This is a genomic window from Aeromonas popoffii, assembly GCF_037818705.1.
Classification (GTDB): domain Bacteria; phylum Pseudomonadota; class Gammaproteobacteria; order Enterobacterales; family Aeromonadaceae; genus Aeromonas; species Aeromonas popoffii.
The window spans coordinates 1,355,505-1,380,175 of the sequence record NZ_CP149129.1 but is presented as its reverse complement, the minus strand read 5'-3'; the positions used below and the strand labels follow the sequence as shown (position 1 = coordinate 1,380,175).

General features: G+C 61.2%; 24 protein-coding genes. 16 read left to right on the top strand and 8 right to left on the bottom strand.

What is annotated here, in order from left to right; all coding sequences use genetic code 11:
• Positions 1-31 precede the first annotated feature (31 nt).
• On the bottom strand, positions 32-1,807 hold the full coding sequence (locus WJM78_RS06585) for an autotransporter assembly complex family protein (RefSeq protein WP_339014576.1): 1,776 nt from the start codon (positions 1,805-1,807) through the stop codon (positions 32-34).
• Positions 1,808-2,399: 592 nt separating this feature from the next.
• Between WJM78_RS06585 and WJM78_RS06580 the strand changes: the two genes are divergently transcribed.
• Together WJM78_RS06580 and WJM78_RS06575 are read left to right on the top strand one after the other, a co-directional pair.
• Positions 2,400-2,774 (top strand): hypothetical protein, encoded by a 375-nt coding sequence (locus WJM78_RS06580; protein ID WP_339014574.1) that lies wholly within the window; start codon positions 2,400-2,402, stop codon positions 2,772-2,774.
• Positions 2,775-2,853: 79 nt separating this feature from the next.
• On the top strand, positions 2,854-3,132 hold the full coding sequence (locus WJM78_RS06575) for a peptidylprolyl isomerase (protein ID WP_005309750.1): 279 nt from the start codon (positions 2,854-2,856) through the stop codon (positions 3,130-3,132).
• A gap of 4 nt (positions 3,133-3,136) precedes the next feature.
• On the opposite strand, the gene WJM78_RS06570 is transcribed toward WJM78_RS06575, so the two are convergent.
• On the bottom strand, positions 3,137-3,694 hold the full coding sequence (locus WJM78_RS06570) for a peptide-methionine (S)-S-oxide reductase (protein ID WP_339014571.1): 558 nt from the start codon (positions 3,692-3,694) through the stop codon (positions 3,137-3,139).
• Positions 3,695-3,745: 51 nt separating this feature from the next.
• Here WJM78_RS06570 and WJM78_RS06565 point away from each other — a divergent pair, with 51 nt between their 5' ends.
• The 8 genes from WJM78_RS06565 to mltB all read left to right on the top strand — a co-directional run bounded on the left by WJM78_RS06565 (position 3,746) and on the right by mltB (position 12,542).
• On the top strand, positions 3,746-4,432 hold the full coding sequence (locus tag WJM78_RS06565; RefSeq protein WP_212512436.1) for a DUF1499 domain-containing protein: 687 nt from the start codon (positions 3,746-3,748) through the stop codon (positions 4,430-4,432).
• A 1-nt stretch (position 4,433) separates the two neighbouring features.
• A complete protein-coding gene (locus WJM78_RS06560; protein WP_212512437.1) occupies positions 4,434-5,015 on the top strand; it encodes a carboxymuconolactone decarboxylase family protein in 582 nt (193 codons plus the stop codon).
• A complete protein-coding gene (locus WJM78_RS06555; RefSeq protein WP_339014568.1) occupies positions 5,015-7,177 on the top strand; it encodes an FAD-dependent oxidoreductase in 2,163 nt (720 codons plus the stop codon). The genes WJM78_RS06560 and WJM78_RS06555 overlap by 1 nt, the downstream gene beginning before the upstream one ends.
• 22 nt (positions 7,178-7,199) lie before the next feature.
• On the top strand, positions 7,200-8,372 hold the full coding sequence (locus tag WJM78_RS06550; protein WP_339014566.1) for an ABC transporter substrate-binding protein: 1,173 nt from the start codon (positions 7,200-7,202) through the stop codon (positions 8,370-8,372).
• A complete protein-coding gene (locus tag WJM78_RS06545; protein WP_339014563.1) occupies positions 8,372-10,057 on the top strand; it encodes an ABC transporter permease in 1,686 nt (561 codons plus the stop codon). Before WJM78_RS06550 ends, WJM78_RS06545 begins: the two co-directional genes overlap by 1 nt.
• Before the next feature lie 16 nt (positions 10,058-10,073).
• On the top strand, positions 10,074-10,739 hold the full coding sequence (locus tag WJM78_RS06540; RefSeq protein WP_339014560.1) for an ATP-binding cassette domain-containing protein: 666 nt from the start codon (positions 10,074-10,076) through the stop codon (positions 10,737-10,739).
• A complete protein-coding gene (locus WJM78_RS06535; protein ID WP_339014558.1) occupies positions 10,732-11,334 on the top strand; it encodes a CDP-alcohol phosphatidyltransferase family protein in 603 nt (200 codons plus the stop codon). The genes WJM78_RS06540 and WJM78_RS06535 overlap by 8 nt, the downstream gene beginning before the upstream one ends.
• Before the next feature lie 128 nt (positions 11,335-11,462).
• Positions 11,463-12,542 (top strand): lytic murein transglycosylase B, encoded by a 1,080-nt coding sequence (gene mltB, locus WJM78_RS06530; protein ID WP_275929817.1) that lies wholly within the window; start codon positions 11,463-11,465, stop codon positions 12,540-12,542.
• Positions 12,543-12,589: 47 nt separating this feature from the next.
• Here mltB and WJM78_RS06525 read toward each other — a convergent pair whose 3' ends face one another.
• Positions 12,590-13,072 (bottom strand): MarR family winged helix-turn-helix transcriptional regulator, encoded by a 483-nt coding sequence (locus tag WJM78_RS06525; RefSeq protein ID WP_042036914.1) that lies wholly within the window; start codon positions 13,070-13,072, stop codon positions 12,590-12,592.
• 95 nt (positions 13,073-13,167) lie between these two features.
• On the opposite strand from WJM78_RS06525, the gene WJM78_RS06520 reads away from it, so the two are divergent.
• The gene (locus tag WJM78_RS06520; protein ID WP_108535773.1) at positions 13,168-14,049 is read left to right on the top strand and encodes a DMT family transporter; all 882 of its coding nucleotides are present in this window, start codon (positions 13,168-13,170) and stop codon (positions 14,047-14,049) included.
• A 105-nt stretch (positions 14,050-14,154) separates the two neighbouring features.
• Here the strand turns inward: WJM78_RS06520 and pgm are convergent, their stop codons facing one another.
• Entirely contained in the window at positions 14,155-15,819 is a 1,665-nt protein-coding gene (gene pgm, locus WJM78_RS06515; RefSeq protein ID WP_108535774.1) for a phosphoglucomutase (alpha-D-glucose-1,6-bisphosphate-dependent), read from the bottom strand.
• A gap of 58 nt (positions 15,820-15,877) precedes the next feature.
• Positions 15,878-16,387: a replication initiation negative regulator SeqA gene (gene seqA, locus WJM78_RS06510; RefSeq protein ID WP_042036910.1), complete on the bottom strand. Its 510-nt coding sequence runs from the start codon at positions 16,385-16,387 to the stop codon at positions 15,878-15,880.
• A gap of 288 nt (positions 16,388-16,675) precedes the next feature.
• Here seqA and WJM78_RS06505 point away from each other — a divergent pair, with 288 nt between their 5' ends.
• From WJM78_RS06505 to fldA, 4 genes are read left to right on the top strand one after another with little or no spacing between them, the layout of a single operon-like run.
• Positions 16,676-17,440: an alpha/beta fold hydrolase gene (locus WJM78_RS06505; RefSeq protein WP_108535775.1), complete on the top strand. Its 765-nt coding sequence runs from the start codon at positions 16,676-16,678 to the stop codon at positions 17,438-17,440.
• Between the two features lie 55 nt (positions 17,441-17,495).
• A complete protein-coding gene (locus tag WJM78_RS06500; RefSeq protein WP_042036907.1) occupies positions 17,496-17,717 on the top strand; it encodes a DUF2788 domain-containing protein in 222 nt (73 codons plus the stop codon).
• A gap of 20 nt (positions 17,718-17,737) precedes the next feature.
• Positions 17,738-18,034 (top strand): LexA regulated protein, encoded by a 297-nt coding sequence (gene ybfE, locus WJM78_RS06495; RefSeq protein WP_042036906.1) that lies wholly within the window; start codon positions 17,738-17,740, stop codon positions 18,032-18,034.
• 39 nt (positions 18,035-18,073) lie between these two features.
• Positions 18,074-18,598 (top strand): flavodoxin FldA, encoded by a 525-nt coding sequence (gene fldA, locus WJM78_RS06490; protein ID WP_017412672.1) that lies wholly within the window; start codon positions 18,074-18,076, stop codon positions 18,596-18,598.
• Between the two features lie 71 nt (positions 18,599-18,669).
• Here the strand turns inward: fldA and WJM78_RS06485 are convergent, their stop codons facing one another.
• Complete coding sequence (locus WJM78_RS06485) at positions 18,670-19,143, bottom strand: DUF4442 domain-containing protein (RefSeq protein ID WP_042036905.1); 474 nt, start codon at positions 19,141-19,143, stop codon at positions 18,670-18,672.
• A 244-nt stretch (positions 19,144-19,387) separates the two neighbouring features.
• On the opposite strand from WJM78_RS06485, the gene fur reads away from it, so the two are divergent.
• A complete protein-coding gene (fur, locus tag WJM78_RS06480; protein ID WP_042036904.1) occupies positions 19,388-19,816 on the top strand; it encodes a ferric iron uptake transcriptional regulator in 429 nt (142 codons plus the stop codon).
• Between the two features lie 116 nt (positions 19,817-19,932).
• Here fur and glnS read toward each other — a convergent pair whose 3' ends face one another.
• Together glnS and WJM78_RS06470 are read right to left on the bottom strand one after the other, a co-directional pair.
• Complete coding sequence (glnS, locus tag WJM78_RS06475) at positions 19,933-21,594, bottom strand: glutamine--tRNA ligase (RefSeq protein ID WP_339014548.1); 1,662 nt, start codon at positions 21,592-21,594, stop codon at positions 19,933-19,935.
• Positions 21,595-21,939: 345 nt separating this feature from the next.
• Entirely contained in the window at positions 21,940-24,606 is a 2,667-nt protein-coding gene (locus tag WJM78_RS06470) for a beta-N-acetylhexosaminidase (protein ID WP_339014545.1), read from the bottom strand.
• Positions 24,607-24,671 lie beyond the last annotated feature (65 nt).

Here is a 24,671-nt window from a genome sequence, read left to right as displayed (position 1 = left end):
CAAAGAGGAAGATGGGTGCGTTTAAACCGGATCATAGTTCAGGCCCCAACGCGAAATGGAGCCGCAGCGGCTTGTCATCCTCGGTAATGGCCACCGCCAGATCGAGCCTGACCTGACCTATGGGGGTGACCCAACGCACGCCGACACCCGGGCCTATCTTCCAAGCCTCGCTGTAATCGACCGTGGCCGTCCCGCCATCCACGAACAGGGCGCCGAGCCATCTGTCACTGAAGCGGTAGCTGTATTCGGCACTGGCAACGCTCACGTAACGGCCCCCCAGCAACTTGCCGTCGCTGCCGCGCGGCGAGATGGTCTCGTAGCCATAGCCACGCACCGTCTGGTCACCACCGGTGAAGAAGCGCAGTGACGGCGGCACCAGCGAGAAGCTGTCCCCTATGATGGCGCCCTGCTCAGCCCGTAGCAGGAAGCGGTGATCCTCTCCCAGGGAGCGCAGCCACCTGCTGCGCCCCCACACCCGCACGAAGCTGATATCGGAGCCCCAGTAGGGATCGGAAAACTCCAGAGTCAGCTGCTGGCGATCGCCCCAGTCAGGCACCAGACCACCGCGCATCCGCAACCGCGACCAGGAGACACCGGGGATCAGCAGCAAGCTGTTCCCCTCGTCAGCACCCTGGGTAAAGACCTCGTTTTCGAGCCGGATGAAGACGTTTCGGTCCCAGCTCTCCGGCTGCCGCGTCCAGCGGCGCACGCTGAGGGTGGTCAGGTCGGAGCGGGTATCGTTGTTGTCCTTGTATTGATAACCCGCCTGCAGCGAGTAGTAGTTCCGCAGTGGGTTGCCCACCGGGATCTGGTAATCGAAGCTAAGCTCGGCCTCGGGTTGCGAGACCTTGGCGGTGGCGTTGAGACGGTGACCGTAGCTGTTGACCCAGGGCTTCTCCCACGTGGCGCTAATACGCGGCCCCACGTCGGTGGCAAAGCCGATACCCGTTTCTATTTCGTGGTCGACCCGGTTGGAGAGCGTCACCTGCACCGGCACCCGGTTGCCCTCCGCCTGGCTGACCATGGGCCTGATATCTACCTCCTTGAACATCCTGGTGGAGGAGATATCCTGCGACATCTCGGCCAGCAGGATCGCCAGATAGGGGTCGCCGCTCTTGATGTTGACGAGCGGCCGAATGAGGCGCAGCGCCTCGGGCGTGGCGTCGTAGTGGATCTCGCCAAAGTGATAGCGCTGGCCGGAGCGAAACAGTATGTAGATCTCGGCCGTGCCCTGATCCGGGAACACCTTGACCTGACTCTTGCTGATCTTGGCGTCGAAGTAGCCGCGGGCCAGACCCAGGCTGCCGAGATCGGCCTTGATGGATTCGTATTTGCCGTGGTGGAGGGGATCTCCCTCCTGCAGGGGCAGCTTGTCCAGCAGCGCACTGAAGATGTCGTCGCTGCCCGCATCCCCTTCCAGCAGTATGTCGAGGCGGGAGATGATGACAGGCTTGCCTGCATCCACCTCGATCACCACCCTGGCGGGGGCATTTTTGTAACGGCTCAAGGTGATCTTGGGCTGATAGTAGCCAAAGACCTGCAGGGCTTGTTGCACACTCTCGGTGATCTTGGGGCGGGCCGTACGGAATTGGCGCTCTTGAAAGACGGGCAGCGCATTGAGGAAGGCTTCGACGTTATCCTTGGTCTCCCCTCTCAGCCCCTTGACCTGATAGGTGAGTTTGGCCGCCATGGCCGGGGTGACGAACAGCAGCAAACAGAGACTCAGGCCCAGTGCGCGGAGCCTGCGACGGAAAACCCGTCCGGGCGATGAGATCCCTGCTGGCAGGGGCGGATTGCATCCTGTCAAACGTCAATTTCCCCGAAAAACATGATTAAAATAATGCAAGAGTCAGAATGCATATGAGGCTCATTCGATGGCAAGCGCGCCTCATCCTAGCATATCCCCAGCGCAACATCAGAGCGAAGCGGCATCGAAATTCACCATAGTATTGAAGCCTTTGTCACTCGGCTTGCCCACTTTCTTCCCGCCAGAGCCACAGACTGATGCCATTGTGGGCAAAAAAAGGCCATTCCTCAGCTATCAAGCCATAAGATGCATCACAAGCGGCGGTTTGTCTCGCATCTCCCTTGCAGCAACACCCCCTCGCCGACGCGACATCAACTGTCGGCAAGTGGTCAAGATGACGACGGCCAGCCCGCTACCTCCCCCCTGAGCCCTGCCTTCCTCCTTGAACCAAGGCTTACTTTAGATAATAAAAATCAACTGGTTGAATCTGAACAATCAAAGCCTCGTTCACCTCAATCGATTTATCCCGCTCCCCCCGGCTCCTTGTCTCGCCCACACTGGGTTCATCTACCGAAGACAACACATCGCCCGCACCGGCGTCATGAGTCCAGGGTCCCGTCGCCCCGGCGCTCTTAACCGAAGGAAACACATCATGCCTGCACGTAGTGAACAGATGGCTGACTATATTGCGGACCGACTCGAATTCATCACCTTTCTCGCCTGCTGCAGCGCCCTGGTGGCCCTGCTGACCGGCATGAACGGCCAGCAGGCACTGGCCTTCACCGCCCTCAACCTGCCGTTCGGGCTCGCCATCCTGCTGGGCATCGCCATACTGGCGCCACTGCCGGTGCACTGGCGTCTGCCGGGCATCACCCTCTTGCTGGCAAGCTGCGCCCTGGCCACCTTGCAACTGGGGGGCGACTGGCTCAACCCCTTGGCCATCTGGAGCCTGCATGCCCTGCTGGGGTTGGAGATCCTGTGGCAATCGCGTCCAAGAGCCAGCATCGGCGCCCACACCCGCAGTTAATCCCTGCATGACGGCTGACGCGCGGCGGGAATTGGAGTAATCTTGCGCCCCGATTTGCCCGCCGCCGAGGAGCGCCAATATGAAGAAAGCCTGTGCCCAGCACATCCTGGTCAAGACAGAGAAGCAGTGTCTGGAGATCAAGGAAAAACTTGCCAAGGGAGCCGACTTTGGTCAGATGGCCAAGCGTTTTTCCACCTGTGCCTCGTCCAAACGCTCGGGGGATCTGGGGGAGTTTTCGAAGGGCGACATGGTCAAGCCGTTTGACGATGCCGTGTTCAAGGGCGAACTGCTGACCGTACTCGGCCCGGTACGCACCAAGTTTGGCTTCCACCTCATCAAGGTGCTTTACCGCAACTGATGGCTCAGGGTTGGGGTGTCAATGCCACGGGCCAGCCGCCGCAACGGCGGGCATAAACACCAAAGCGCCAGGGATGGCGCTGCGCCCAGTCCTCCATCTCGGGTGCGGGCGTGAATTGGCTATCCGGCCAGAGCGATACCCGGCTCGCGCGACCATGCAGCGCTTGCCAACGCGTCAGGCTCACCTGCGCCAGACGCCACTGATAGTCATCTCTGGGCAACAGGGTCGGGACAAATTCCTGGCCGCGATTGCAATATTGCCCGCCACCATCGTGCCCATCCACCAGTTGCCAGAAGACATTAAGCAGATCCCCATAACCCACCAGGACCGGATCGTAATCGATGCGCACTGCCTGGCGCCGCGCCAGCTCCTGTGCCGGCGTGGTTCCCTGCGGCAAGGGTGTGGCATAGCCGGGTTCGACCCGCGACACCCCAGGCATGGCCTCATAGACGATCTCGGCGCGCCACATGTCCCCCGCCGCCAGCACGGCTGTGTCAGCCCACAGCGAAGCGCTTGGGAAAAGCAGCAGGACTGAGATAAATTTACTAACGTTATCAGTCAATTAAGTTTATCCTTCAGGGTACTTGTCCATCATAACCAGTGGTTCCCCGTTATGCCCAGTTATTTGTGGTGGCCCCTGCTGGCCTGGTTGCTGCCCCTCGCTGGCGCCCTCGGCAGCCGCTCTCACCTCTGGCCCTGGTGGCTGGGGTTCGCCATCTGTCTGCTCGGTGCACTGATATCGCTCCTGTTACTGGTACGCCTGCCCTGGAGCCGGCATAAGGTGCCGAGCCTCTGGGGGATCACCCCGCTGCTGCTGCCCCTGCTGTTCCTGGTGCAGGCACTGCGTATGCCGCTGCTCAACGATGTCAGCACGGATCCCTATAATCCCCCCCCCCTGCGCTGGGCCGCCGAGCTGAGAACGGCGCAGGATCTGCCCATCAATTCGGCACCCTTGAACGCGTTTGAGGGCAAACCCGGTCCTCTCTATACCAGCGCCTCCCCGGTCGAGGCGATCACGGAGGCCCACGCGCTGATGATACAACTGGGCTGGCAGGTGCGACCGAGCCCGGACGGCCTCGATGCAGTGGCCACCACCGGCTGGTTCGGCTTTCAGGACGATGTGGCGCTGCGGGTCTTTGCCGGCCCCAAGGAGACCCGCATCGACATGCGTTCGGCCTCCCGCCAGGGACGCAGCGATCTGGGTACCAACCGGGCACGGATCGAGGTGTTTCTGATCCGGCTCAATGAGCGGCTGGGGGGGGCCTACAAACCCAAGATGCAGAACAAAAAAGAGGAATAACATGCGCGTTGAGGTCAAACCCGATCGGGAATATGCCTGGTTTATCCGCCCCTTTTTCTGGCTGCAAAAACGCAACTACGGCCAGGTGCTGATCCCGGGCAAATGTTGGGGCCGCTCGCCACGGCTGTTTGCCGCCGTGGCCACCCTCTACGGCGTCATCAACCGCAGGCGCTCCCCCATCGACCCCGTGCTGCGCTCCCTGGTGACGGTGCGGGTCTCCCAGCTCAACTGGTGCCGCTTCTGCGTCGACATCAACGCCATGACCCTCATCAAGCGGGCCGGTTCCAGCGAGAAGGTGGAGGCGCTGGCCCACTGGCGCAACAACCCCCTGTTCGACGAGCGGGAAAAGGCGGTGCTCGACTACACCGAAGCCATGACAGGGCTGGATGGGGTCAGCGATGAACAGGCGGCCCGCCTCAAGCCCTGGTTCGATGACGACGCCATGGTGGAGCTGACCGGCCTTATCGCCTTCCAGAACATGTCGGCCAAGTTCAACGCCGCCCTCGATATCGCACCGCAGGGCTTCTGCCAGTTGCCGGTGCAACCCGAGCGTCCCGCCCAGACTGACAGCAAGGACGCCTGATGAACCGGGCCCGCCTGCTGCTTCTGTTGGTGATGGGGTGCCTCATCGGCGCCTTCTTTGCCCTCGATCTTGGCCGCTATCTCAGTCTGGGCGCCTTGCAAGCCCAGCAGGCCGCACTGGCGCAATGGGTCGACAGCCATTTTGTCGCCGCCTGCCTGCTGTTTGTGAGCATCTATGTGCTGAGCACCGCCCTCTCCCTACCCGGCGCCAGCCTGCTCACCCTGGGCGGCAGCGCAGTGTTCGGGATCGGCTGGGGGCTGCTGCTGGTCTCCTTTGCCAGCACCATTGGCGCCACCCTGGCCTTTCTCAGCGCCCGCTTCCTGCTGCGCGACTGGGTCACGGCCCGCTTTGGCGACAAGCTGGCCACCTTCCAGGCCGGGATGGAGAAGGACGGCGCCTTCTACCTGCTGAGCCTGCGCCTTATCCCCCTCTTCCCCTTCTTTCTGGTCAACCTGCTGATGGGGCTCACCCCCATCAGAGTCAGTACCTACTACTGGGTGAGCCAGCTTGGCATGCTGCCCGGCACCTTCGTCTATGTGCTGGCGGGGAGCGAGCTTGGCCAATTAACCAGCACGGGCAACATTCTCTCCCCCGGCCTGATAGTGGCGCTGACCCTGCTGGGGCTGATGCCCTTCTTGATCAAGCGCGCCATACAACAGCTTGCCCTGCGCCGCCTGCACGCCCCCTATCGAAAGCCCGCCCGTTATGACTACAACCTGCTGGTAGTCGGCGCCGGTGCCGGTGGGCTGGTCACCAGCTATATCGCCGCAGCAGTGAAGGCCAAGGTGGCGCTTGTCGAGAAACACAAGATGGGGGGCGATTGCCTCAACAGCGGCTGCGTCCCCTCCAAGGCGCTGACCCGCAGCGCCCGCTTTGCCGCCGAGCAGCGCAAGGCCGAAGCGCTGGGCTTTAGCCCAAGCCAATCCTGCGCCGATTTTGCCGCTGTGATGGAGCGGGTGGCGACGGTCATCAAGGAGGTCGAGCCCCACGACTCGGTAGAACGCTATGAAGGGCTTGGGGTGGAGTGTATCGAAGGGGAGGCGCGACTGATCTCCCCCTGGGAGGTGGAAGTGAACGGCCAGCGCCTTACCAGCCGCCATATCGTCATCGCCACCGGCGCCAGACCGTTTGTGCCGGATCTCCCCGGATTGGCCGACGTGCCTTATCTCACCTCGGATAGCCTCTGGCAGCTGCGCACCCCGCCGCGCCGTTTGCTGGTGCTTGGTGGCGGCCCCATCGGCTGTGAGCTGGCCCAGAGCTTTGCCCTGCTCGGCATCCCGGTCACGCAAGTGGAGCTGGCCAATCAACTGCTGCCACGTGAAGAGCGGGAGGTGGCCGACGCGCTGCAATCACAGCTGGCCCGTGACGGTGTCACTGTGCTCACCGGCTGGCGCACCGAGCGGGTCGACTATCTGCCATCCGCAGAGGCGCAAGACACGCCGCTGCCCATTCGACTGCAACTGCGCCGAGGCGATGACGTGCAAGTGATTGAGGGAGATCAACTGCTGCTGGCACTGGGACGGGTTGCCAATGTGAGTGGCTTCGGGCTGGAGGCGCTAGGGGTGGAACTGGCACCCCGTGGCACGGTTGCCGTCGATGGTTTTCTCGCCACCAACTACCCCAGCATTTTGGCGGTGGGGGACGTGGCAGGTCCCTACCAGTTCACCCACGTTGCCGCCCATCAGGCCTGGTATGCCGCTGTTAATGCCCTGTTCGGCCAGTTCAAGCGCTTTCGGGCCGACTATCGAGTCATTCCGGCGGCCACCTACACCACGCCGGAAATCGCCCGGGTCGGCCTCAACCGCAAGGAAGCAGAAGCAGAGAGTATCCCCTTCGAGACGACCCGCTTCGAGCTGGCCGAGCTGGATCGCGCCATTGCCGACGGTGAGCGCCATGGCTTTATCGAGGTGCTCACCGTGCCCGGCAAGGAGAAGATCCTGGGCGCCACCATAGTGGGCACTCACGCCGGCGAGCGGATCGCCGAATTCGTGCTCGCCATGCGCCACCAGCTGGGGCTTGGCAAGATCCTCGCCACCATACACGCTTATCCTACCCTGATGGAGGGGAACAAGTACGTGGCCGGTGAGTGGAAGCGGGCTCACCAGCCCACCCGGGTGCTGGCCCTGCTGGCCCGATATCATAGCTGGCGCCGTGGCGCCTGACCCTTTGCCCAAGGTAACTCACATGCTCAAGACTCTGCCCTTGCTCAAATCCCTGTTGTGCGCCCTGCCCCTGCTGGCCAGCGGCCCGCTGTTAGCAAATCCCGATGACAACTGGCAACGGACCCTTGAGGAGGCGAAAGGGCAGACCGTCTACTTCAACGCCTGGGGCGGCAGCCCGGAGATCAACGCCTATCTGATATGGGCCGGCCAGGAGCTTGAGCGTCAGTATCAGGTCAAGCTGGTGCAGGTGAAGGTGGATGACATAGCCCAGAGCGTCAGCCAGTTGCTGGCCAACAAACAGGCAGGTAAGCACACAGGCGGCCCCATCGATCTGCTCTGGGTCAACGGCGAGAACTTCAAGGCGCTCAAGGAGCAGAGCCTCTTGGGTGCCCCCTTTACCCAGGATCTGCCCAATATGGCGCTGGTGGACACGACGCTGCCGGTGAGTGAGGACTTCACTGTGCCGGTCGACGGGCTGGAGGCGCCCTGGGGCATAGGCCAGCTCAACCTCATGGTCAATCGGGACGAGGTGGACACCCCGCCCACCTCGGCAACCGCCCTGCTCACCTGGGTCAAGGAACATCCCGGTCGCTTCACCTATCCCAAGCCACCCCAGTTTCATGGCGCAAGCTTTCTCAAGCAGATCCTGCTGGAGTTGACGCCCGCCCCTGCCCCCCTCTATCGGGAGGCGACCGATGCAGAGTTTGCCCAAGTGACCGCCCCGCTCTGGTCTTGGCTCGATGAGTTGCACCCGGCACTCTGGCGCAAGGGCAAGTTGTTCCCCGCCAGCGCCGCCGAGACCCGCCAGTTGCTCGATGATGGTGAGCTCGCCATGGCCATCAGCTTCAACCCCCAAGAGGCCCAGAGCGCGGTACAAAACGGCACCCTGCCCCCCAATGTGGTGGCCGTCGCCATGGAGAAGGGGGCGCTGACCAACAGCCACTTCCTCGCCATCCCCTTCAACGCCAGCGCCCGGGCCGGCGCCAAGGTGGTGGCCAACTTCCTGCTGAGCCCGGTGGCCCAGGTACGCAAGGCCGAGCCCGCTTTCTGGGGCGATCCCAGCGTGCTGCAAGCCAGCGCCCTGCCGGTCTCGGCCAAACAGGCGTCTGCGCTGCGCTTCAAGGCAGTGGGCGAACCCCATCCCAGCTGGCAGCTGCGACTCGAAGCGGCCTGGGCCGAGCGCTACGCTCACTGATGATCCTGGCCGGTCCCATCCTATCCAACTGGCGCCCGTTTTTTGGCGCTGGCTGCGCCGCCCTGCTGGCCGTCCCTGTGCTGGGGGGAATCGGGTTGTTGCTGGCCGAAGGGATGGCCCCCCCGCACCTTCAGCTGCTGCTGGCCCAGCCCGGCCTCTGGCACTCGGCTGCCCTGAGCCTCTGGATTGGCGCCGCCTCGACCCTGGGCAGCCTGCTGCTGACGGCACTGCTGCTGGCACACAGCGGCCAGCAGGGAGCACAGAGCCGGGCCTTTGCGCTGCTGCAGCGCTTGCTCTCTCCCCTGCTGGCACTGCCCCACGTCGCCTTTGCCATCGGTTTGGCCTTTCTGCTCGCCCCCTCCGGCTGGCTGTTGCGCCTCATCTCGCCAGCACTCACTGGCGTTGAGTTTCCCCCAGACTGGCAGACAATCAAAGATCCGCTGGGCCTTGGGCTGATCCTCGCCCTGATCCTGAAAGAAACACCCTTTCTGCTGCTGATGGCGCTGGCCGCACTGGATCCCGCCAAGCTGGCTCGCCAGCAGTGGCTCGGTGCCAGCATGGGATTCAGCGCACCGCAGATCTGGTGGCGCCTGCGGCTGCCAGCGCTCTGGCCCGCCCTGCGCCTGCCCCTCTATGCGGTGGCCGCCTACGGGGTGGCCGTGGTGGATCTGGCCCAGCTGCTGGGGCCCGATGCCCCCGCCCCGCTGGCGGTCAGATTGTGGCTCTGGTATCAGGATCCGGATCTCGTCTGGCGTGGCGCCACCGCCAGCGGAGCCCTCTTGCTGCTCGCCCTCAGCCTGCTGCTGCTCGCCGGTGTGCGGCTGCTGGAGTGGTGCCACACGACTATCGGCAAGCACATCTGGCTCGATGGCCGCCGGACCGAGCCTGGCCTGCTGGCCGCCAACCTGGCCAGCGGCAGCGTATTTGTCCTGATCGCGGTCAATCTGGCGGTGCTGGGGGCGCTGCTGCTCTGGTCGCTGGCGCGGCGTTGGTCCTTCCCCGACCTGTTGCCAAGCCAGTGGAGCGGCCAGCATTGGCAAGATCTGCTGCCGGGCCTGATACCGCTGCTCACCCACAGTGCCCTGCTGGCACTGGCAAGCGGGCTGCTGGCACTGGTGATGGCTGTGCTGAGCCTGGAGGCGCAACAGGGTCGCCGCCCCTGGCCGCTCTGGCTCATCTGTCTGCCACTCTTGCTGCCCCAGGCCAGCCTGTTGTTTGGCGTCCGCCTGGGGCTCGACTGGCTTAGCCTTCGCTGGACCGCCCATAGCATCGGCTGGGGCTGGGTGCTCTGGAGCCAGCTGCTGTTTGTCTTCCCCTACGTCTACCTTTGCCTGCACGGTCCCTACCGCCAGTTCGACCCGCGCCTTGTGCAAGCCGCGCTGACGCTGGGTGCCCGCCCCTGGCGTGTCTGGTGGCAAGTGAAGGGGCCCCTGCTGGCCCGCCCGCTGCTGTTTGCCCTGGCGGTGGGGGCGGCGGTGAGTCTGGCCCAGTATCTGCCGACCCTGCTGTTTGGCGCGGGCCGGGTGGTCACCATCACGACTGAGGCGGTGGCCATCGGCAGCGGCCTCAATCGGCGGCTGGCGGGCCTCTACGGCCTGCTGCAACTGCTGCTGCCGCTCGTTATCTATCTGCTGGCGCTCTGGCTGCCGGCCCGGCTCAATCCGGCGCTCAAGGGCGCCCGCTGAACACGAGAACTTGCCGATGCTAAACACCACGCCCCTTCGCCTCTATCTCGATGAAAACCTGCTGCTGTCGCTGCCTGCACTGCAGGTGGCGCCGGGCGAGGTGCTGACCCTGATGGGGCCAAGCGGTTGCGGCAAAAGCTCGCTGCTGGCGGCGCTGGCGGGGGTCTTGCCCCCCAGGGGACCCATCCGGCTGGAGGGGGAAATATGGCTCGACGAGCGACTGCTTACCCCCTTGCCCCCCCAGGCGCGGCACATTGGCATGCTGTTTCAGGATGGCCTGCTGTTTGACCACCTGACGGTGGCGGAGAACCTGATGTTCGGCATGCCTGCGGCTATCAAAGGAAAAAACGCGCGGCGGGAAAAGGCGCTAACCGCATTGGCACAGGTCGCGCTGGCGGATCAGGCTGACAAGCTGCCGCAGCAGCTCTCCGGCGGTCAGCGGGCACGGGTCAGCTTGCTGCGGGCGCTGCTGGCCGAACCGCAAGCCCTGCTGCTGGACGAGCCCTTCTCCCGCCTCGACAAACCGCTGCGCGCCGCGTTCAGAACCCTGGTGTTCGAGCGGCTCAAGGCCAAAGGCATCCCAGCCATCCTGGTGACCCATGACGAGGAGGATGCCCCCGGCACCATACTCGATCTCACACCGTCTCTTTGTTTGCTAACCGAGGACCCCGACCTTGTTTGATCGCCACCTTATTCCCATGATCCGCCGCCCCCTCACCCAGCTGGCCAAACCGCTGTGCCGGGCAGGCATAAGCGCCAACCAGATAAGCCTCACCGGCTTTGCCGTCGGCATGCTGGCGCTGCCGCTGCTGGCCTTTGGTTGCTATCAGTGGGCGCTCGCGGCCATCCTGTGCAACCGGCTGCTGGACGGGCTCGACGGCGCTGTGGCACGGGAAACCGGCATCACCGACTGCGGCGGCTTTCTCGACATCACCCTCGATTTCATCTTCTACGCCGCCGTGGTGCTGGGTTTTGCCCTGAGCGCCCCCGCCAACGCCCTGCCCGCCGCCACCCTGCTGTTCGCCTTCATGGGGACGGGCTCAAGCTTTCTGGCCTTCGCCATCATGGCGGGCAGGCGGGGGATAGAAAACCCCGTCTACCACCACAAGTCCCTCTACTATCTCGGTGGGCTCACCGAGGGGAGCGAGACCATCGCGCTGTTCGTGCTGATGTGCCTCTGGCCCGCGGCTTTTGCAACCCTCGCCTATGGCTTTGCCCTGCTCTGCCTCATCACCACCCTGACACGGCTCTGGAGCGGTTATCACACCCTGCGCTGAGTCGCCCAGGCCCCCAGGGCTAATCCATCGCACGATGCATTGGCGACGTGTCAGGCGCACGGAACACTTGCGCGCGGATGACAATGTTTTACCATGTCGGCACTCTTTGTCAGGCTCATGAGAACCTTATGCGTCGCCTTGTCTCCGTACTCACACTTTCCCTGTTTCCCCTGCTCTACGGCTGCAGCAGCACACCGGCTGCCAAGCCCGTGGTCACACCCCAGCCCAAGAGCGCTTTCATCAATCAAACGCCGCCGAGCCGCCCCGTCTACGGACAGGGGGATGTTGCCAATCGCAGCAGCGTAGATAAGTTCGTGCAACACATGGTGCAAAAGCACGGTTTCGACAGTGCCGAGCTGCACAGGGTACTGGCACAGGCGGAGCGTTCTGACTGGATCATCCGGCTGATGGATGCCCAGGCCCCGACGACCGCCAAGCCGACGGGTCCGACTGGAGCCTGGAATCGCTACCGCGCCAAGTTCATCACCCCCGACAACGTGCAAAACGGCGTCAATTTCTGGCGCGAATACGAAAGCGAACTAAACCGAGCCTACCAGCTCTATGGCGTACCACCCGAGATCATCGTCGGCATTATCGGGGTAGAGACCCGCTGGGGCCGGGTGATGGGCAAGACTCGCATTCTGGATGCGCTGGTGACCCTGGCATTTGACTACCCGCGCCGGGCCGAGTTCTTCACCAGCGAGCTGGAGTCCTTCCTGGTGATGACCCGGGATGAGGGGATGGATCCCACCGAACCCAAGGGTTCCTACGCCGGTGCCATGGGCTATGGCCAGTTCATGCCGTCGAGCTTCCAACGCTATGCGGTGGACTTCAACGGCAACGGCCACACCAACCTGTGGGATCCAGTGGATGCCATCGGCAGCGTGGCCAACTACTTCAAGGCCCATGGCTGGGAGAAGGGACAGCCGGTGGCGGTACGTGGTCAGGGCCAACTGCCCGGCTATGAGCACGGCTTCCAGACCCGCTACCCGGTCCCCACCCTGCGCCGCGCCGGGCTCACCCCCACCAGCAGCCTGGGCAACCACAGCGAATCGAGCCTGCTGCGCCTCGACGTAGGCAGTGGTTATCAATACTGGTACGGCCTGCCCAACTTCTACACCATCACCCGCTACAACCACAGCACCCACTACGCCATGGCGGTGTGGCAGCTGGGGCTGGCGGTGAAGGATGCCAGAGGCGGTGACTGAATCGGGCACCAGATTGCCAACAAAAACGGGCCCGCGGGCCCGTTTCATTATTCGTTTTCCAACAGCCAGCGCTTGAGCAGGGCCGCCAGCTGCACCTGCTCGGCCTCGGTCAGTGGCGCCAGCAGACGGCGCTCATTGGCCACGTGCAACTCGACCGCCCGGTCGATAAGCACCCTGCCCGCCTCAGTCAGGCAGACCAGCAGGCTGCGCCTGTCGCTGGGTGCCGCCTGCCGCTCTATCAGCCCCCGCTCGGCCAACTTGTCGAGCCGGGCCGTCATGGCCCCCGAGCTCAACATGGCGGATTGATAGAGCACGGTCGGCGTCAGCGGCTCGCCGGCCCGGCGCAGGGTTGCCAGAATATCGAAGTCACTGCCGAGCAGGCCGCACTCCTTGAGCTCTTCGCTCACCTCGCGGCCGGCGATCGCCGCCATACGCGCCACCCGACCCAGCACCCCCATGGGCGAGCAGTCGAGATCCGGTCTCTGCCGGGCCCACTGGGCCAGCAGCAGGTCTACATGATCACTGTCCATCTCAGGTCACTTATCTTTTTATCGAGATACTTGATACTAAACCAATTTGGGACTAAATTATCTTTACTTAAAGATACTTCACAAAGAGATAAATTATGCCTCTGCTGATCGCCCTGCTGGCTCCCCTGCTGTGGGGCAGCACCTATGCCGTCGTCAGCCTCTATCTGACCGACTACTCCCCCTACTGGGTGGCGGTGTGGCGCGCCTTGCCCGCCGGGCTGCTACTGCTGTTGCTGCACCCGCGCCTACCCCCCCTGCCCTGGGGCAAGCAGTTTCTGCTGGCGTTTTGCAACATCACCGCCTTCTTCGCTTTGTTGTTCGTGGCCGCCTTCCGGCTGCCGGGGGCCGTAGCGGGCACGCTCGGCGCCACACTGCCGCTGGTGCTCATGCTGCTGGCCTGGCTGCAGGATGGCACACGACCCAGCCTGAAGTGGCTGTTGCTGGGGTTAATGGGACTTGTAGGGGTCTTGCTGCTGCTCAACCCCTCCGCCAATCTGGATCCTATCGGCGTGACGTGCGCCCTGTTGGCCACCCTGCTCATCGGCCAATCCAGCCGCTGGATGCGACGCTGGCCGGTAAACGATCTACTGGCGCTGACTGCCTGGCAACTGCTGCTCGGGGGCTTAATGCTGATCCCGCTTGCCTGGTGGCTGGCTGGCCCAATGCCGCTACCCCGTCCGGCGAGTGCGCCGGGGTTGCTCTGGCTTATCCTGCTTAACACCGCACTGGGCTACTGGGCCTGGCTGTGGGGGTTAAAGCACCACGGCCCCGAGGTAATGGGCATGCTGGCCCTCACCAATCCCATGATGGCGGTGTCACTTGGGGTGCTGATGGTGGGAGAGATCCTGGATGGTCGCCAGTGGCTCGGCATAGGGGTGATCCTGCTCTCCCTCTTCCTGATGAAGCTGCCGGCGCGGCCCTTCTTCAAACGCTGGCAGGCCCGCAGGGCGAGCACAGTCCAGTGCGACAAGGCATGAGCGCAGACAACCTCGGCCAAGAGGAATAAAAAAAGAGGAGCCATTGCGGCTCCTCTTTTGGTTTTAAATCAGTTTTTATTTAGCTTTCAGTGGCTTGACGCAGGCTTAGACGCCAGCCTTGGCCAAGGCCGCAGAGACGATCTGCTGAGCCTCTTGCTGGATCAGATCCAGATGTGCTTCGCCTTTGAAGCTCTCCATGTAGATCTTGTAGATGGACTCGGTGCCGGAGGGGCGCGCCGCGAACCACCCGTTCTCGGTCACTACCTTGAGGCCGCCGATGGCGGCATCGTTGCCCGGTGCTCGGGTCAGCTTGGCAATGATGGGCTCACCGGCGAGCGTTGAGGCTTCCACCAGTGCCGGATCCAGCTTGGAGAGCACCGCTTTCTGGGCACTGTTGGCCGGGGCGTCGATGCGGCGGTAGCAGGAGCGGCCAAACTTGGCTTCCAGCGCGTCGTAATGGGCTTGGGGATCCTTGCCGGTCACCGCCAGAATTTCAGCCGCCAGCAGCGCCAGAATGAAGCCATCCTTGTCGGTGGTCCAGACGGTACCATCTTTGCGCAGGAAGGAGGCGCCCGCGCTCTCTTCGCCACCAAAGCCGAACTCGCCGCTGTAGAGGCCATCCACGAACCACTTGAAGCCGACAGGCACCTCTTTCAGGGTGCGGCCAATCTCGCCGGCAACCCGGTCAATCATCGAAGAAGAGACCAGCGTCTTGCCGACGGCAGCATCGGCAGACCAGCCGGTGCGATGGGTAAACAGATACTGGATCGCCACTGCCAGATAGTGGTTCGGGTTCATCAGGCCGGATTTGGTGACGATGCCGTGACGGTCGTAGTCCGGGTCGTTGCCAAGGGCGATGTCGAACTTGTCTTTAAGCGCAATCAGGCTCGCCATGGCGAACGGGCTGGAGCAGTCCATCCGGATCTTGCCGTCTTTATCCAGGGTCATGAAGGAGAAGGTGGGGTCTACCTTGTAGTTCACCACCTCGATATTCAGACCATAGGTCTTGGCGATGACGTCCCAGTAGGCGACGCCAGAGCCACCCAGCGGATCGACACCGATCTTGATGCCCGCCTGTTTGATGGCATCCATGTCCAGCACGTTCTTCAGATCATCCACATAAGGGGTGACATAGTCGTGCTCCACCACGAACGGGCTCTTGAGGGCTTCGGCGAATGGCATCCTTTTCACGCCGGCCAGACCCGCTTCCAGAATGGCGTTGGCACGGTCTTCCACCCACTTGGTGATCTCCCCTTCCGCGGGGCCACCGTGGGGCGGGTTGTACTTGAAGCCACCATCTTCCGGCGGGTTGTGAGACGGGGTGATCACCACACCGTCAGCGCGGGCAGCAGGCTTGCTGGCCCCTTCTTTGCCAGAGTTGTAGCGCAAGATGGCGTGAGAGATGACAGGGGTCGGGGTAAAGCCGAGGCCAGCCTGAATGCGGGTTTCGACGCCGTTGGCCGCCAGCACTTCGACTGCGCTGGCAAAGGCGGATTCGGACAGGGCATGGGTATCCATGCCGACAAACAGCGGGCCAGTGATACCTGCCTGCTGGCGATACTCCACCAGTGCCTGGGTCACCGCCAGGATGTGGGATTCGGTAAAGGCGTTGTGCAGGGCGCTGCCACGGTGGCCGGAAGTGCCGAAGGCCACCCGCTGCTCGGGGCGGCTCATGTCCGGCTTGTTGAGGTAGTAGGCGCTGACCAGACGGGGGATGTTGGTCAGGTCACTTAAACGGGCCGGCTGACCGGCGTGGGAATGCTGTGCCATGGCGTTGTCCTTGCTTGATGGCGGCCTTGGCGGGCAAGGCCTGAGTCTTGATAAATCGTTAAATTGCGCTGCACACCTGCGCGATCACCTCTTCGCCATAGCCCATGCTGGCCATCAGTTGGGCCACCATATTCTGCTTGCGGCTGGTATTGGTGTTGGTGATCACCCAGAACGGGGTTTCCGGTACCGGCTTGGGCTTGGTGGTGCTGCCACTGGCGCGCAGAGCCTCGGGATCCCGCGAGAAATAGACGCGCTTGCGCCCCTTGATTTCGGTGCCCTGGGTAAACCCGACCGGATCGTCCCGGTAGAGGGTACTGAGCACCAGCATAAAGCGGTTGATGGACCTCTCTTCTTTTTGCAGCTCGCCGGAATCGAGCAGGGCCTGCAACCCCATGGCATCGGCGACGACACGCGGCTGGGCAACGGCGGCTGGCTCGGCCAGCGGCACTTCGATGTGCGTGGGGTGTTCCAGCAGACGGCGCAGGATATCGGAGGCACTCTCACCAATGTGCCGGGTCTGGCTGGCGATATAGAAGTAGAGATCGTCATCAAGCTCGATGGTTTTCATAGGGATGCGCTGGACTCGTCGAAATTCGGATGCGGCGATTATACATAGGCAAACCCGGCAGCCCAAGCCAAGGGCTGGCAGATGTGCATGAATCTCATCGAGAATACGGCATAATGGCGGGCCAAGTGTGTGATCCTCCGCACTGATAGCGCGTACGGGGCCATTTTTTTGAAAAAAAACCACAAAAAAATGCCTCACAAGGAATGAAATCCTTTTCTTTCAGTGTGTTAAAAAACAGGCGAAAAAGCCCACGACCGACAAGGTGTCATTTTGCAACAAAACCCATTATTGAACTTCAAGGAGCAGGGCCAGGGCCCGGCCGTCGTGCTGATCCACGGTCTGTTCGGCAGTCTGGACAACCTGGGGCTGCTGGCGCGCGCCCTCGGCGAACAGTGCCGGGTCATCAGCGTGGATCTGCGCAACCATGGCACCTCGTTCCACAGCGATGAGATGAGCTATCCCCAGCAGGCTGCCGATGTGCTCGCCCTGCTCGACGCCCTGGCGCTGGATCCGGTATCCCTGGTCGGTCACTCCATGGGCGGCAAGGTCGCCATGCAGCTGGCCAAGCAAGCGCCCACCCGAGTCGGCAAACTCGTCGTGGCCGACATAGCGCCGGTCACCTATCCCCATGCCCGCCATCAGAATGTGTTTGCCGGTCTCAACGCCACCCTGCGCCAGCCGGTGCAGAGCCGCAGCGAGGCGGAAGCCCTGCTGGCCCAATATGTCGAGATACCCGGCGTGCGCCAGTTCCTGCTCAAGTCTTTCGCCAAAGGGGAGTCGGGTTGGGGCTGGCGTTTCAACGTGCCGGCGCTGGAGCGCAACTACGCCAACATCATGGGTTGGCCCGACGACCAGACCCGCTTCGAGGGACCAGCGCTATTCATCAAGGGGGGGGATTCTGACTACATGCAGCCTCCGCACACCGAGACAGTGATGGCGCAATTCCCGGCGGCAAAGGCGCGCGTTATCGCAGGAGCCGGCCACTGGCTGCACGCAGAAAAGCCGGTTTTGTTCAACAAATTGGTTGTGGATTTCCTGTCGACAGGCGGTTAACAGTTTCAAATCCTTTGTGATATAGTGCGCCCGTCATAAGGAGTGTGCGCAATCCATGCTAAGTGAACATATCGATCTTATCGAGAGTCTGGGCCTGAAGTTGTTCTTTCTGGCCATTTTCATATTGATTGGCTTGGCCATTCACGACGTGCTCAAACGCGGTAATGTGCCCCGTTTCGGCCGACTCATCGTCTGGTTGGTTCTCTTTCTCGGTTGCGCGGGTTTTGTCGCCAAGGGGCTGATCGAATTGGGCTGGGAAGGCTCAGGGATCGGCTAACTTATTTTCATCTGTGATGTATGGCCAAACAGCAAACTGATCGAACAACACTGGATCTGTTCGCAAATGAGAAGCGCCCCGGCAGGCCAAAGACCAATCCACTCCCCCGTGAGACCCAGCTCAAGATCAACAAGCGCAACCAGCTTAAGCGCGATCGAGAGAATGGCCTGAAACGGGTTGAGTTAAAGGTGGAGGCCGAGTTGCTGGAGCGCCTGAACCAACTTGCGTTACAACAGAACGTCAGCCGAGCCGAGCTGATCCAATCTATCCTGAAGCAACAGATTGAGTCTGCGAATCCAGCAGGCATTGCAATCTGACCGTTAAGTATTAACACCAGATACGGGTAACTAAACACTATGGCTAGTGTAGGTCTGTTTTTCGGCAGCGATACCGGTAATACCGAAGCTGTCGCCAAGATGATCCAGAAAGAACTGGGCAAACAACTGATTGAAGTCCGTGACATTGCCAAGAGCAGCAAAGCCGACATCGACAGCTTCGATCTGCTGATGTTCGGTATCCCGACTTGGTACTACGGCGAAGCCCAAGCCGATTGGGATGACTTCTTCCCCGAGCTGGAAGAGATCGACTTCACCAACAAGCTGGTCGCCATCTTCGGATGTGGCGATCAGGAAGACTATGCCGAGTACTTCCTCGACGCCATGGGCACCCTGCGTGACATAGTCGAAGCCAAAGGCGCCATCATCATCGGCAACTGGCCAACCGCCGGTTACGAATTTGAAGCCTCCAAGGCTGTGGTGGATGACAAGCACTTCGTCGGTCTGGGTATCGACGAAGATCGCCAGCCAGAGCTGACCGCCGAGCGCGTCAAGGGCTGGTGCAAGCAGCTGCATGAAGAGATGTGCCTGGCCGAGCTGGAGTGATCCGGCAAGCCAGTCACCTCTGACAACAAGGGCCCCGCCGGGGCCCTTGTTGTTTCTGCGATATGCCCTTGCTAGCCGCCCCTGTGCTCAGGTTTGGCGCGCACATAGAGGGTACGCTTGACCTGGGCCACCAGCTCGCCGCCCTTGTCCTGTACCGTCACCTCAAACTCGGGGAAGTGCTTGTTGCCCCCCTCGGTGGCCGCCGCTATCTCGGCCAGCTTGCCGTCGGTCAGGTTGAATTCGGCCACCAGCTTGCCTTTGCCCGGCTTGATGTAGTTGATGCAGCCCGCCTTGTCCCAGACGTAATAGCGATTCTTGAAATAGCCCATCAGCATCAGCGGATAGATGGGATCCGTCATGGCAAACATGCTGCCGCCAAACTGGGTGCGGTTGGCGTTCTTGTTCCACCAACGAGACTTGAGCGTCACCCGGCAGTAGCGAAAATCATCGCTCAGGGTCTCTATCTTGATACCGGCGCCCCAGAAGGGGGGCCAGGCGTTGAGGGCGCGGCGCACCCAGGCCGCATTGTCAAAAAGCCAATCCATGGTTCTCATCCGACCAGACAATGAAGAAGGTTACATCTTATCAACATTCGACGGGCGAGCAAGCTGGGGCCGCGATTGAACCAGTTCGGCAAAATGGCGGACTTTGCGCTAAAGCCCTTGAATTACTGGGTTTATTTTTAGGTGAGCTACGACCTATAATGACAGGCCAAGCGAGTTCGTGGTTGCCATTCCAACGGCAGTCAATCAGAATGACCACACCTTCGAGAATGCGAATAAGTAGAATATGGCAGACAACAATCAAGCGTTAAAAAAGGCCGGACTCAAGATCACCTTGCCCCGCGTCAAAATTCTGGAAATCCTGCAACAGCCGGATTGCCAGCACACCAGTGCGGAAGATCTGTACAAACGACTGATCGACCAGGGTGAAGAGATTGGTCTCGCTACCGTATATCGCGTTCTCAACCAGTTCGATGATGCCGGTATTGTTACCCGTCACCACTTTGAAGGGGGCAAGTCGGTGTTCGAGCTGGCCACCCAGGAACACCACGATCACCTGGTCTGCCTCGATTGTGGCAAGGTGATCGAGTTCTCCGACGAGGTGATCGAGCAGCGCCAGCGCGACATCGCCAAGCTGCATAACATTCGCCTGACCAATCACAGCCTCTATCTGTATGGCCACTGCGCCAACGGCGATTGCAAGCACGACGATTGATAGCGGCTTGCACCGGCCAATAAAAAAGCCAGCATAGCGCTGGCTTTTTTTGTGTCTGTAATCCGGACAAGAAGTGGCAGGGTCTCCCCTGCCCTCTGCTTGTCAGGCTGTGGCCATCAGGCCTCGGCCTTGCCCCATACGTCGCGCAGGGCCACGGTGCGGTTGAACACCAGGTGCTCGGCGCTGGAGAGCTTGTTGTCGGCGCAGAAGTAGCCTTCACGCTCGAACTGGTAGGCAAACTCCGGCTTGGCGTTCTGCAGGGAGGCTTCCACACGGGCGCCTTCGATGATCACCAGAGAATCCGGGTTGAGCGCCGCCTCGAAGTCAGCCTCGGCACCCGGGTTCGGCATCTTGAACAGACGATCGTAGAGACGGATCTCGGCCGGCAGGGAGTGAGTGGCGCTGACCCAGTGGATCACCCCTTTCACCTTGCGGCCATCGGCCGGATCCTTGCCCAGGGTCTCGGGATCGTAGGAGCAGTAGATGCAAGTCACCTTGCCATCCGCATCCTTCTCGACCCGCTCGGCCTTGATCACATAGGCGTTGCGCAGGCGCACTTCCTTGCCCAGCACCAGCCGTTTGAACTGCTTGTTCGCCTCTTCTTTGAAGTCCGCTTCGTCGATGAAGATTTCGCGGGTAAAGGGAAGCGTGCGGGTGCCCATCTCGGCGTTGTTCGGGTGCGCCGGTGCGGTCAGCACCTCGTCGGCCGCCAGGTTCTCGATGACCACCTTCACCGGATGCAGCACGGCCATGGCGCGCGGTGCGTTCTCGTTGAGATCGTCACGGATGCAGGCTTCCAGCATGCTCATCTCGACGATGTTGTCCTGCTTGGTGACGCCGATGCGCTTGCAGAACTCGCGGATGGAGGCAGAGGTGTAGCCACGGCGGCGCAGACCGGAGACGGTCAACATGCGCGGATCGTCCCAGCCATCCACGTGCTTCTCGGTCACCAGCAGGTTCAGCTTGCGCTTGGACATGACGGTGTATTCGAGGTTCAGGCGAGAGAACTCGTACTGACGGGGGTGGCAGTCGATGGTGATGTTGTCCAGCACCCAGTCATACAGACGGCGGTTGTCCTGGAACTCCAGGGTACAGATGGAGTGGGTGATCCCTTCCAGCGCGTCCGAAATGCAGTGGGTGAAGTCATACATGGGGTAGATGCACCACTTGTCACCGGTCTGGTGGTGGTGGGCAAACTTGATGCGATAGATAACCGGATCGCGCATCACCATGAAGGGGGACGCCATGTCGATCTTGGCGCGCAGGCAGGCACTGCCTTCGGCGAACTCGCCGTTCTTCATCTTGGCAAACAGCGCCAGGTTCTCTTCCACGCTGCGCTCGCGGAACGGGCTGTTCTTGCCAGCTTCGGTCAGGGTGCCACGGTATTCGCGCATCTGCTCGGCAGACAACTCGTCCACATAGGCGAGACCCTTTTCAATCAGCTCGATGGCGTAGCCGTGCAGCTTGTCGAAATAGTCGGAGGAGTAGCAGATCTCGCCATTCCACTGGAAGCCGAGCCACTGCACGTCCTGCTTGATGGACTCAACGTATTCGATGTCTTCTTTCACCGGGTTGGTGTCATCGAAACGCAGGTTGCACTGGCCCTGATAGTCACGGGCAATGCCGAAGTTCAGGCAGATGGACTTGGCGTGGCCGATATGGAGATAACCGTTCGGCTCGGGCGGAAAACGGGTATGCACGCTGTTGTGCTTACCGCTGGCCAGATCTTCATCAATGATCTGACGAATAAAGTTAGTTGGGCTGTTCGCCTGACTCATGGCTCACCTCAAAAATGCGTCACTGGCGGAAGTTGTGCCGGCTGGCACCCTCAACCCCCCGCCATCAAGCCGGTTATGATCCCTCATTACGCGCCCTGTCTCAACCTGAATTTACCCGATTCGGGGCGCGGGCAGGTCAAAACGACACGCGCCCACTCGCTGAATGTCATGGCGGATAAAAAAGACCCCGCACAGGGCGGGGTTCAAGGTGATGAAAAAACACAAATAGACAATACACACACACAACAAAGGCTCACACGCACAGTCAACCTTTCCCAAGGCCGATACACCATCGTCCTTGGGAAAGGCGGGTCTTGCGACCCACCTCATGTTAACGGTTGACGGCTATCCGTTCAGTTCGGTAACGCGGCTGGTGCGCTTGCCATCGAAGCTGGTGGTACGCAGGTAGACCTTGCCACTCACGCTTGGCTTGGCCGCGGCGTCATAGGCACTCCAGGTGGTGCCGTCCAGGCTGTACTGGATGGGCAGACCCGGCAGATCCACGTTCGCTTCCAGCACACCGTTCACCACTTTGGCACCCGGTACGGAGAGGCGGTATTCAACACCGGCCTGATCCAGTTTCGGCAGCACGCGCTGACCCAATACGTTGGCAAACTGGTTCCACTCTTGGTCGAGGGCGGCCTTGTTGACATGCTTGGTCTCGCCGGAGAACTCGCGACCCTTCACATAGTTCAGCTCGAAGCCACCTTTGTGCCAGGCACGCTCGGCCACAGAGAAGATACGCGGGTAAACCATGTACTCGTACTGAGCATCGGTCCGCACGGTTTCACTCCACTGTTGACCGGAGATCCCCTTGAACTTGACCGGATCCTGGTCACCCTTGGCCACGAAGGCGTTACCGTCGCGGTCAACCGAGGTCTCGGCGTTCTGCGGCAGGTTTTCCGGGGCGAAGGCGAACACCTTGCGGGTGTCGTTGAAACGGGTTGCCCAGTAGTAGCCACGCTCGGCCGGGTGCACCTCGTTCGGGAAGTCGAAGTAGAGGTAATCCGGGTTGGAGAGCACGACGTCATACCCTTTGTGCGCCCACTTCATCGCTTCGTTGAAGCCACCCCAGTAGAGGGTTTCCCAGAAGTTGACCACTGTCTTGTCGGTGGCGAAATCCTTGGCGCTGCTCGCGTACTTCAGCCCATCTTCCCACGCCTGCAGAGTGGAGAAGCCACGCTCTTTAGCCAGCGCGCTCACTTCCTTGGCAAAATAGACCGGCAGCTCGGCCACGTCCTTGATCTTGCCATCGGCGATCATCTTCTGGCAGACCGGCGACTTGCCAAACGGCTTGTCCTGCTTGCTGGAATCGACATTGCCCTTCCAGGCGACCAGATCGGCTTTCTGGGTGACGGCAGGATCCTGATAACCACCGCCCTGCATGATGTTCTTCGCCTCGTCACCACCGTAGTGCCAGGCGGTCAACGGCTGACCGGCGGCCTGGTGCATCTGGGCCACTTCATCCATCACCTTGGCGACGAAGGTCGCCGCCCCCGGCTGGCAAGGGTTGATGAAGGACATCTTGTCGTAAAACTGGACCGAGGTGACGTTGGAGGTATCCACCGGATCAGTCAGACGGAACTGATTGGCTTCCGCCTCTTTGCCTTCCGCCAGCAGACGCTGGTTGCGCGCCTCCATGGAGACCACAGCCGCACGGGCGTGGGCTGGCATGTTGATCTCGGGGATCACTGTCACGCCGCGCGCCTTGGCATAACGCACCAGGTCGATGTAGTCGGACTTGCTGTAGAAACCGGAGCCCTGATTGTCGCTGGTCGGGCCGGAGCCCAGCTGCGGCATCAGGCACTTGGTTTCGGACTCGTCGTGGCAACGCTGGCTACCGACGTCAGTCAGCTCCGGCAGACCCGGGATCTCCAGACGCCAGCCCTCATCGTTGGTCAGCCCCAGGTGCAGCGTGTTGAGCTTCATGGCAGACATCTGGTCAACCAGTTTCTTCATGGTATCGAGGCTTCTGAAGTGGCGGGCCACATCGGTCTGCATACCGCGGTATTCAAAACGCGGCGCATCCTCGACGCTCATCAGGCTGACCCGCTTGTCGTCAACACCCAGCAGGGAGATCAGAGATTGCGCCCCCCAGAAAGCCCCCTCGATATCATGGCCCTGGATCACAGTGCCCTGCGGGCCTATGGTCATGTCATAACCTTCCGCCTGCTTGAGCTTGCTGCCGAGTTTGATGGTCACTGGGTAGCCGGTGTCGGAGAGGGTAACACCCAGCTTGGTCAGTTGAGCCTTCAGGGCCTCGGCGCGATCGCTTGGCAGGTCCAGCGCATTGAGCTTGATGCTGGAGAAGTCAACCTGCGGGCCCGCCTTGATCACTTGCTTGAGCGGGGTCGGCACTATCTGGTCATCGATCTTGCTGGCTGGCAGCAGGCTGCTGGTCTGGTTGGCAGCGAAACGGGTTTCGCTGTTCATCAGGATGTTGTTGTCATCCTTGGTGCGCTTCCAGCCATCGGCCGGCATCGGCGTCTGATAGGTGCTGGCATCATCGATGTTGCTCATGCTGGCCAGTACTTTCGGCTCGGCACCTTCGCTGGCGACATACCAGTTCGGCATGATGTCGGATTCGAACAATACCCAATATTCCACCACCAGCGGCACTTCGACCGTGGCATCCTTGGCAAAGCCCTTAAACTGCCCGGTTGGCGTCAAACGATAAAGGTCGCCGGTCATGTGAGTGATGGTGAACTGGTCGTTATCCACACGCTGGATACGACGGATGGAGGAGATATAGATGTTCCAATCTTTGGAGGTCACGTCAGCACCTGTGTTGGTCAGGTGCAGCTTGGCAACGCCACAGCTCGCCCACTCGGAACCCAGCGCCTGGCAATCGAGGCCTGCGCCGGCACCGTCGTTGGTGACCACTTCGTACCTGACCACCAAATTATTGGCGAGAGAGTCCACCACGGCTTGCTTGGCAGCATCGGCGGCCTGGACCTGGCTGATGAAAACGGTAGACATGGCAATGGCTAACAGAGAATGTTTCAAGTTCATAACTGCTGCTCTCATTTGAAGTAAAGGTTGGATTTTCTTGGCTTTTTTTATATTGGGCCCCATGG

Coding starts and splice junctions, on each gene's coding strand:
- WJM78_RS06580 (WP_339014574.1), top strand. CDS start 2,400: ATGCCTGCACGTAGTGAACAGATGGCTGACTATATTGCGGACCGACTC.
- WJM78_RS06575 (WP_005309750.1), top strand. CDS start 2,854: ATGAAGAAAGCCTGTGCCCAGCACATCCTGGTCAAGACAGAGAAGCAG.
- WJM78_RS06565 (WP_212512436.1), top strand. CDS start 3,746: ATGCCCAGTTATTTGTGGTGGCCCCTGCTGGCCTGGTTGCTGCCCCTC.
- WJM78_RS06560 (WP_212512437.1), top strand. CDS start 4,434: ATGCGCGTTGAGGTCAAACCCGATCGGGAATATGCCTGGTTTATCCGC.
- WJM78_RS06555 (WP_339014568.1), top strand. CDS start 5,015: ATGAACCGGGCCCGCCTGCTGCTTCTGTTGGTGATGGGGTGCCTCATC.
- WJM78_RS06550 (WP_339014566.1), top strand. CDS start 7,200: ATGCTCAAGACTCTGCCCTTGCTCAAATCCCTGTTGTGCGCCCTGCCC.
- WJM78_RS06545 (WP_339014563.1), top strand. CDS start 8,372: ATGATCCTGGCCGGTCCCATCCTATCCAACTGGCGCCCGTTTTTTGGC.
- WJM78_RS06540 (WP_339014560.1), top strand. CDS start 10,074: ATGCTAAACACCACGCCCCTTCGCCTCTATCTCGATGAAAACCTGCTG.
- mltB (WP_275929817.1), top strand. CDS start 11,463: ATGCGTCGCCTTGTCTCCGTACTCACACTTTCCCTGTTTCCCCTGCTC.
- WJM78_RS06525 (WP_042036914.1), bottom strand. CDS start 13,072: ATGGACAGTGATCATGTAGACCTGCTGCTGGCCCAGTGGGCCCGGCAG.
- WJM78_RS06520 (WP_108535773.1), top strand. CDS start 13,168: ATGCCTCTGCTGATCGCCCTGCTGGCTCCCCTGCTGTGGGGCAGCACC.
- pgm (WP_108535774.1), bottom strand. CDS start 15,819: ATGGCACAGCATTCCCACGCCGGTCAGCCGGCCCGTTTAAGTGACCTG.
- seqA (WP_042036910.1), bottom strand. CDS start 16,387: ATGAAAACCATCGAGCTTGATGACGATCTCTACTTCTATATCGCCAGC.
- WJM78_RS06500 (WP_042036907.1), top strand. CDS start 17,496: ATGCTAAGTGAACATATCGATCTTATCGAGAGTCTGGGCCTGAAGTTG.
- ybfE (WP_042036906.1), top strand. CDS start 17,738: ATGGCCAAACAGCAAACTGATCGAACAACACTGGATCTGTTCGCAAAT.
- fldA (WP_017412672.1), top strand. CDS start 18,074: ATGGCTAGTGTAGGTCTGTTTTTCGGCAGCGATACCGGTAATACCGAA.
- WJM78_RS06485 (WP_042036905.1), bottom strand. CDS start 19,143: ATGGATTGGCTTTTTGACAATGCGGCCTGGGTGCGCCGCGCCCTCAAC.
- fur (WP_042036904.1), top strand. CDS start 19,388: ATGGCAGACAACAATCAAGCGTTAAAAAAGGCCGGACTCAAGATCACC.
- glnS (WP_339014548.1), bottom strand. CDS start 21,594: ATGAGTCAGGCGAACAGCCCAACTAACTTTATTCGTCAGATCATTGAT.
- WJM78_RS06470 (WP_339014545.1), bottom strand. CDS start 24,606: ATGAACTTGAAACATTCTCTGTTAGCCATTGCCATGTCTACCGTTTTC.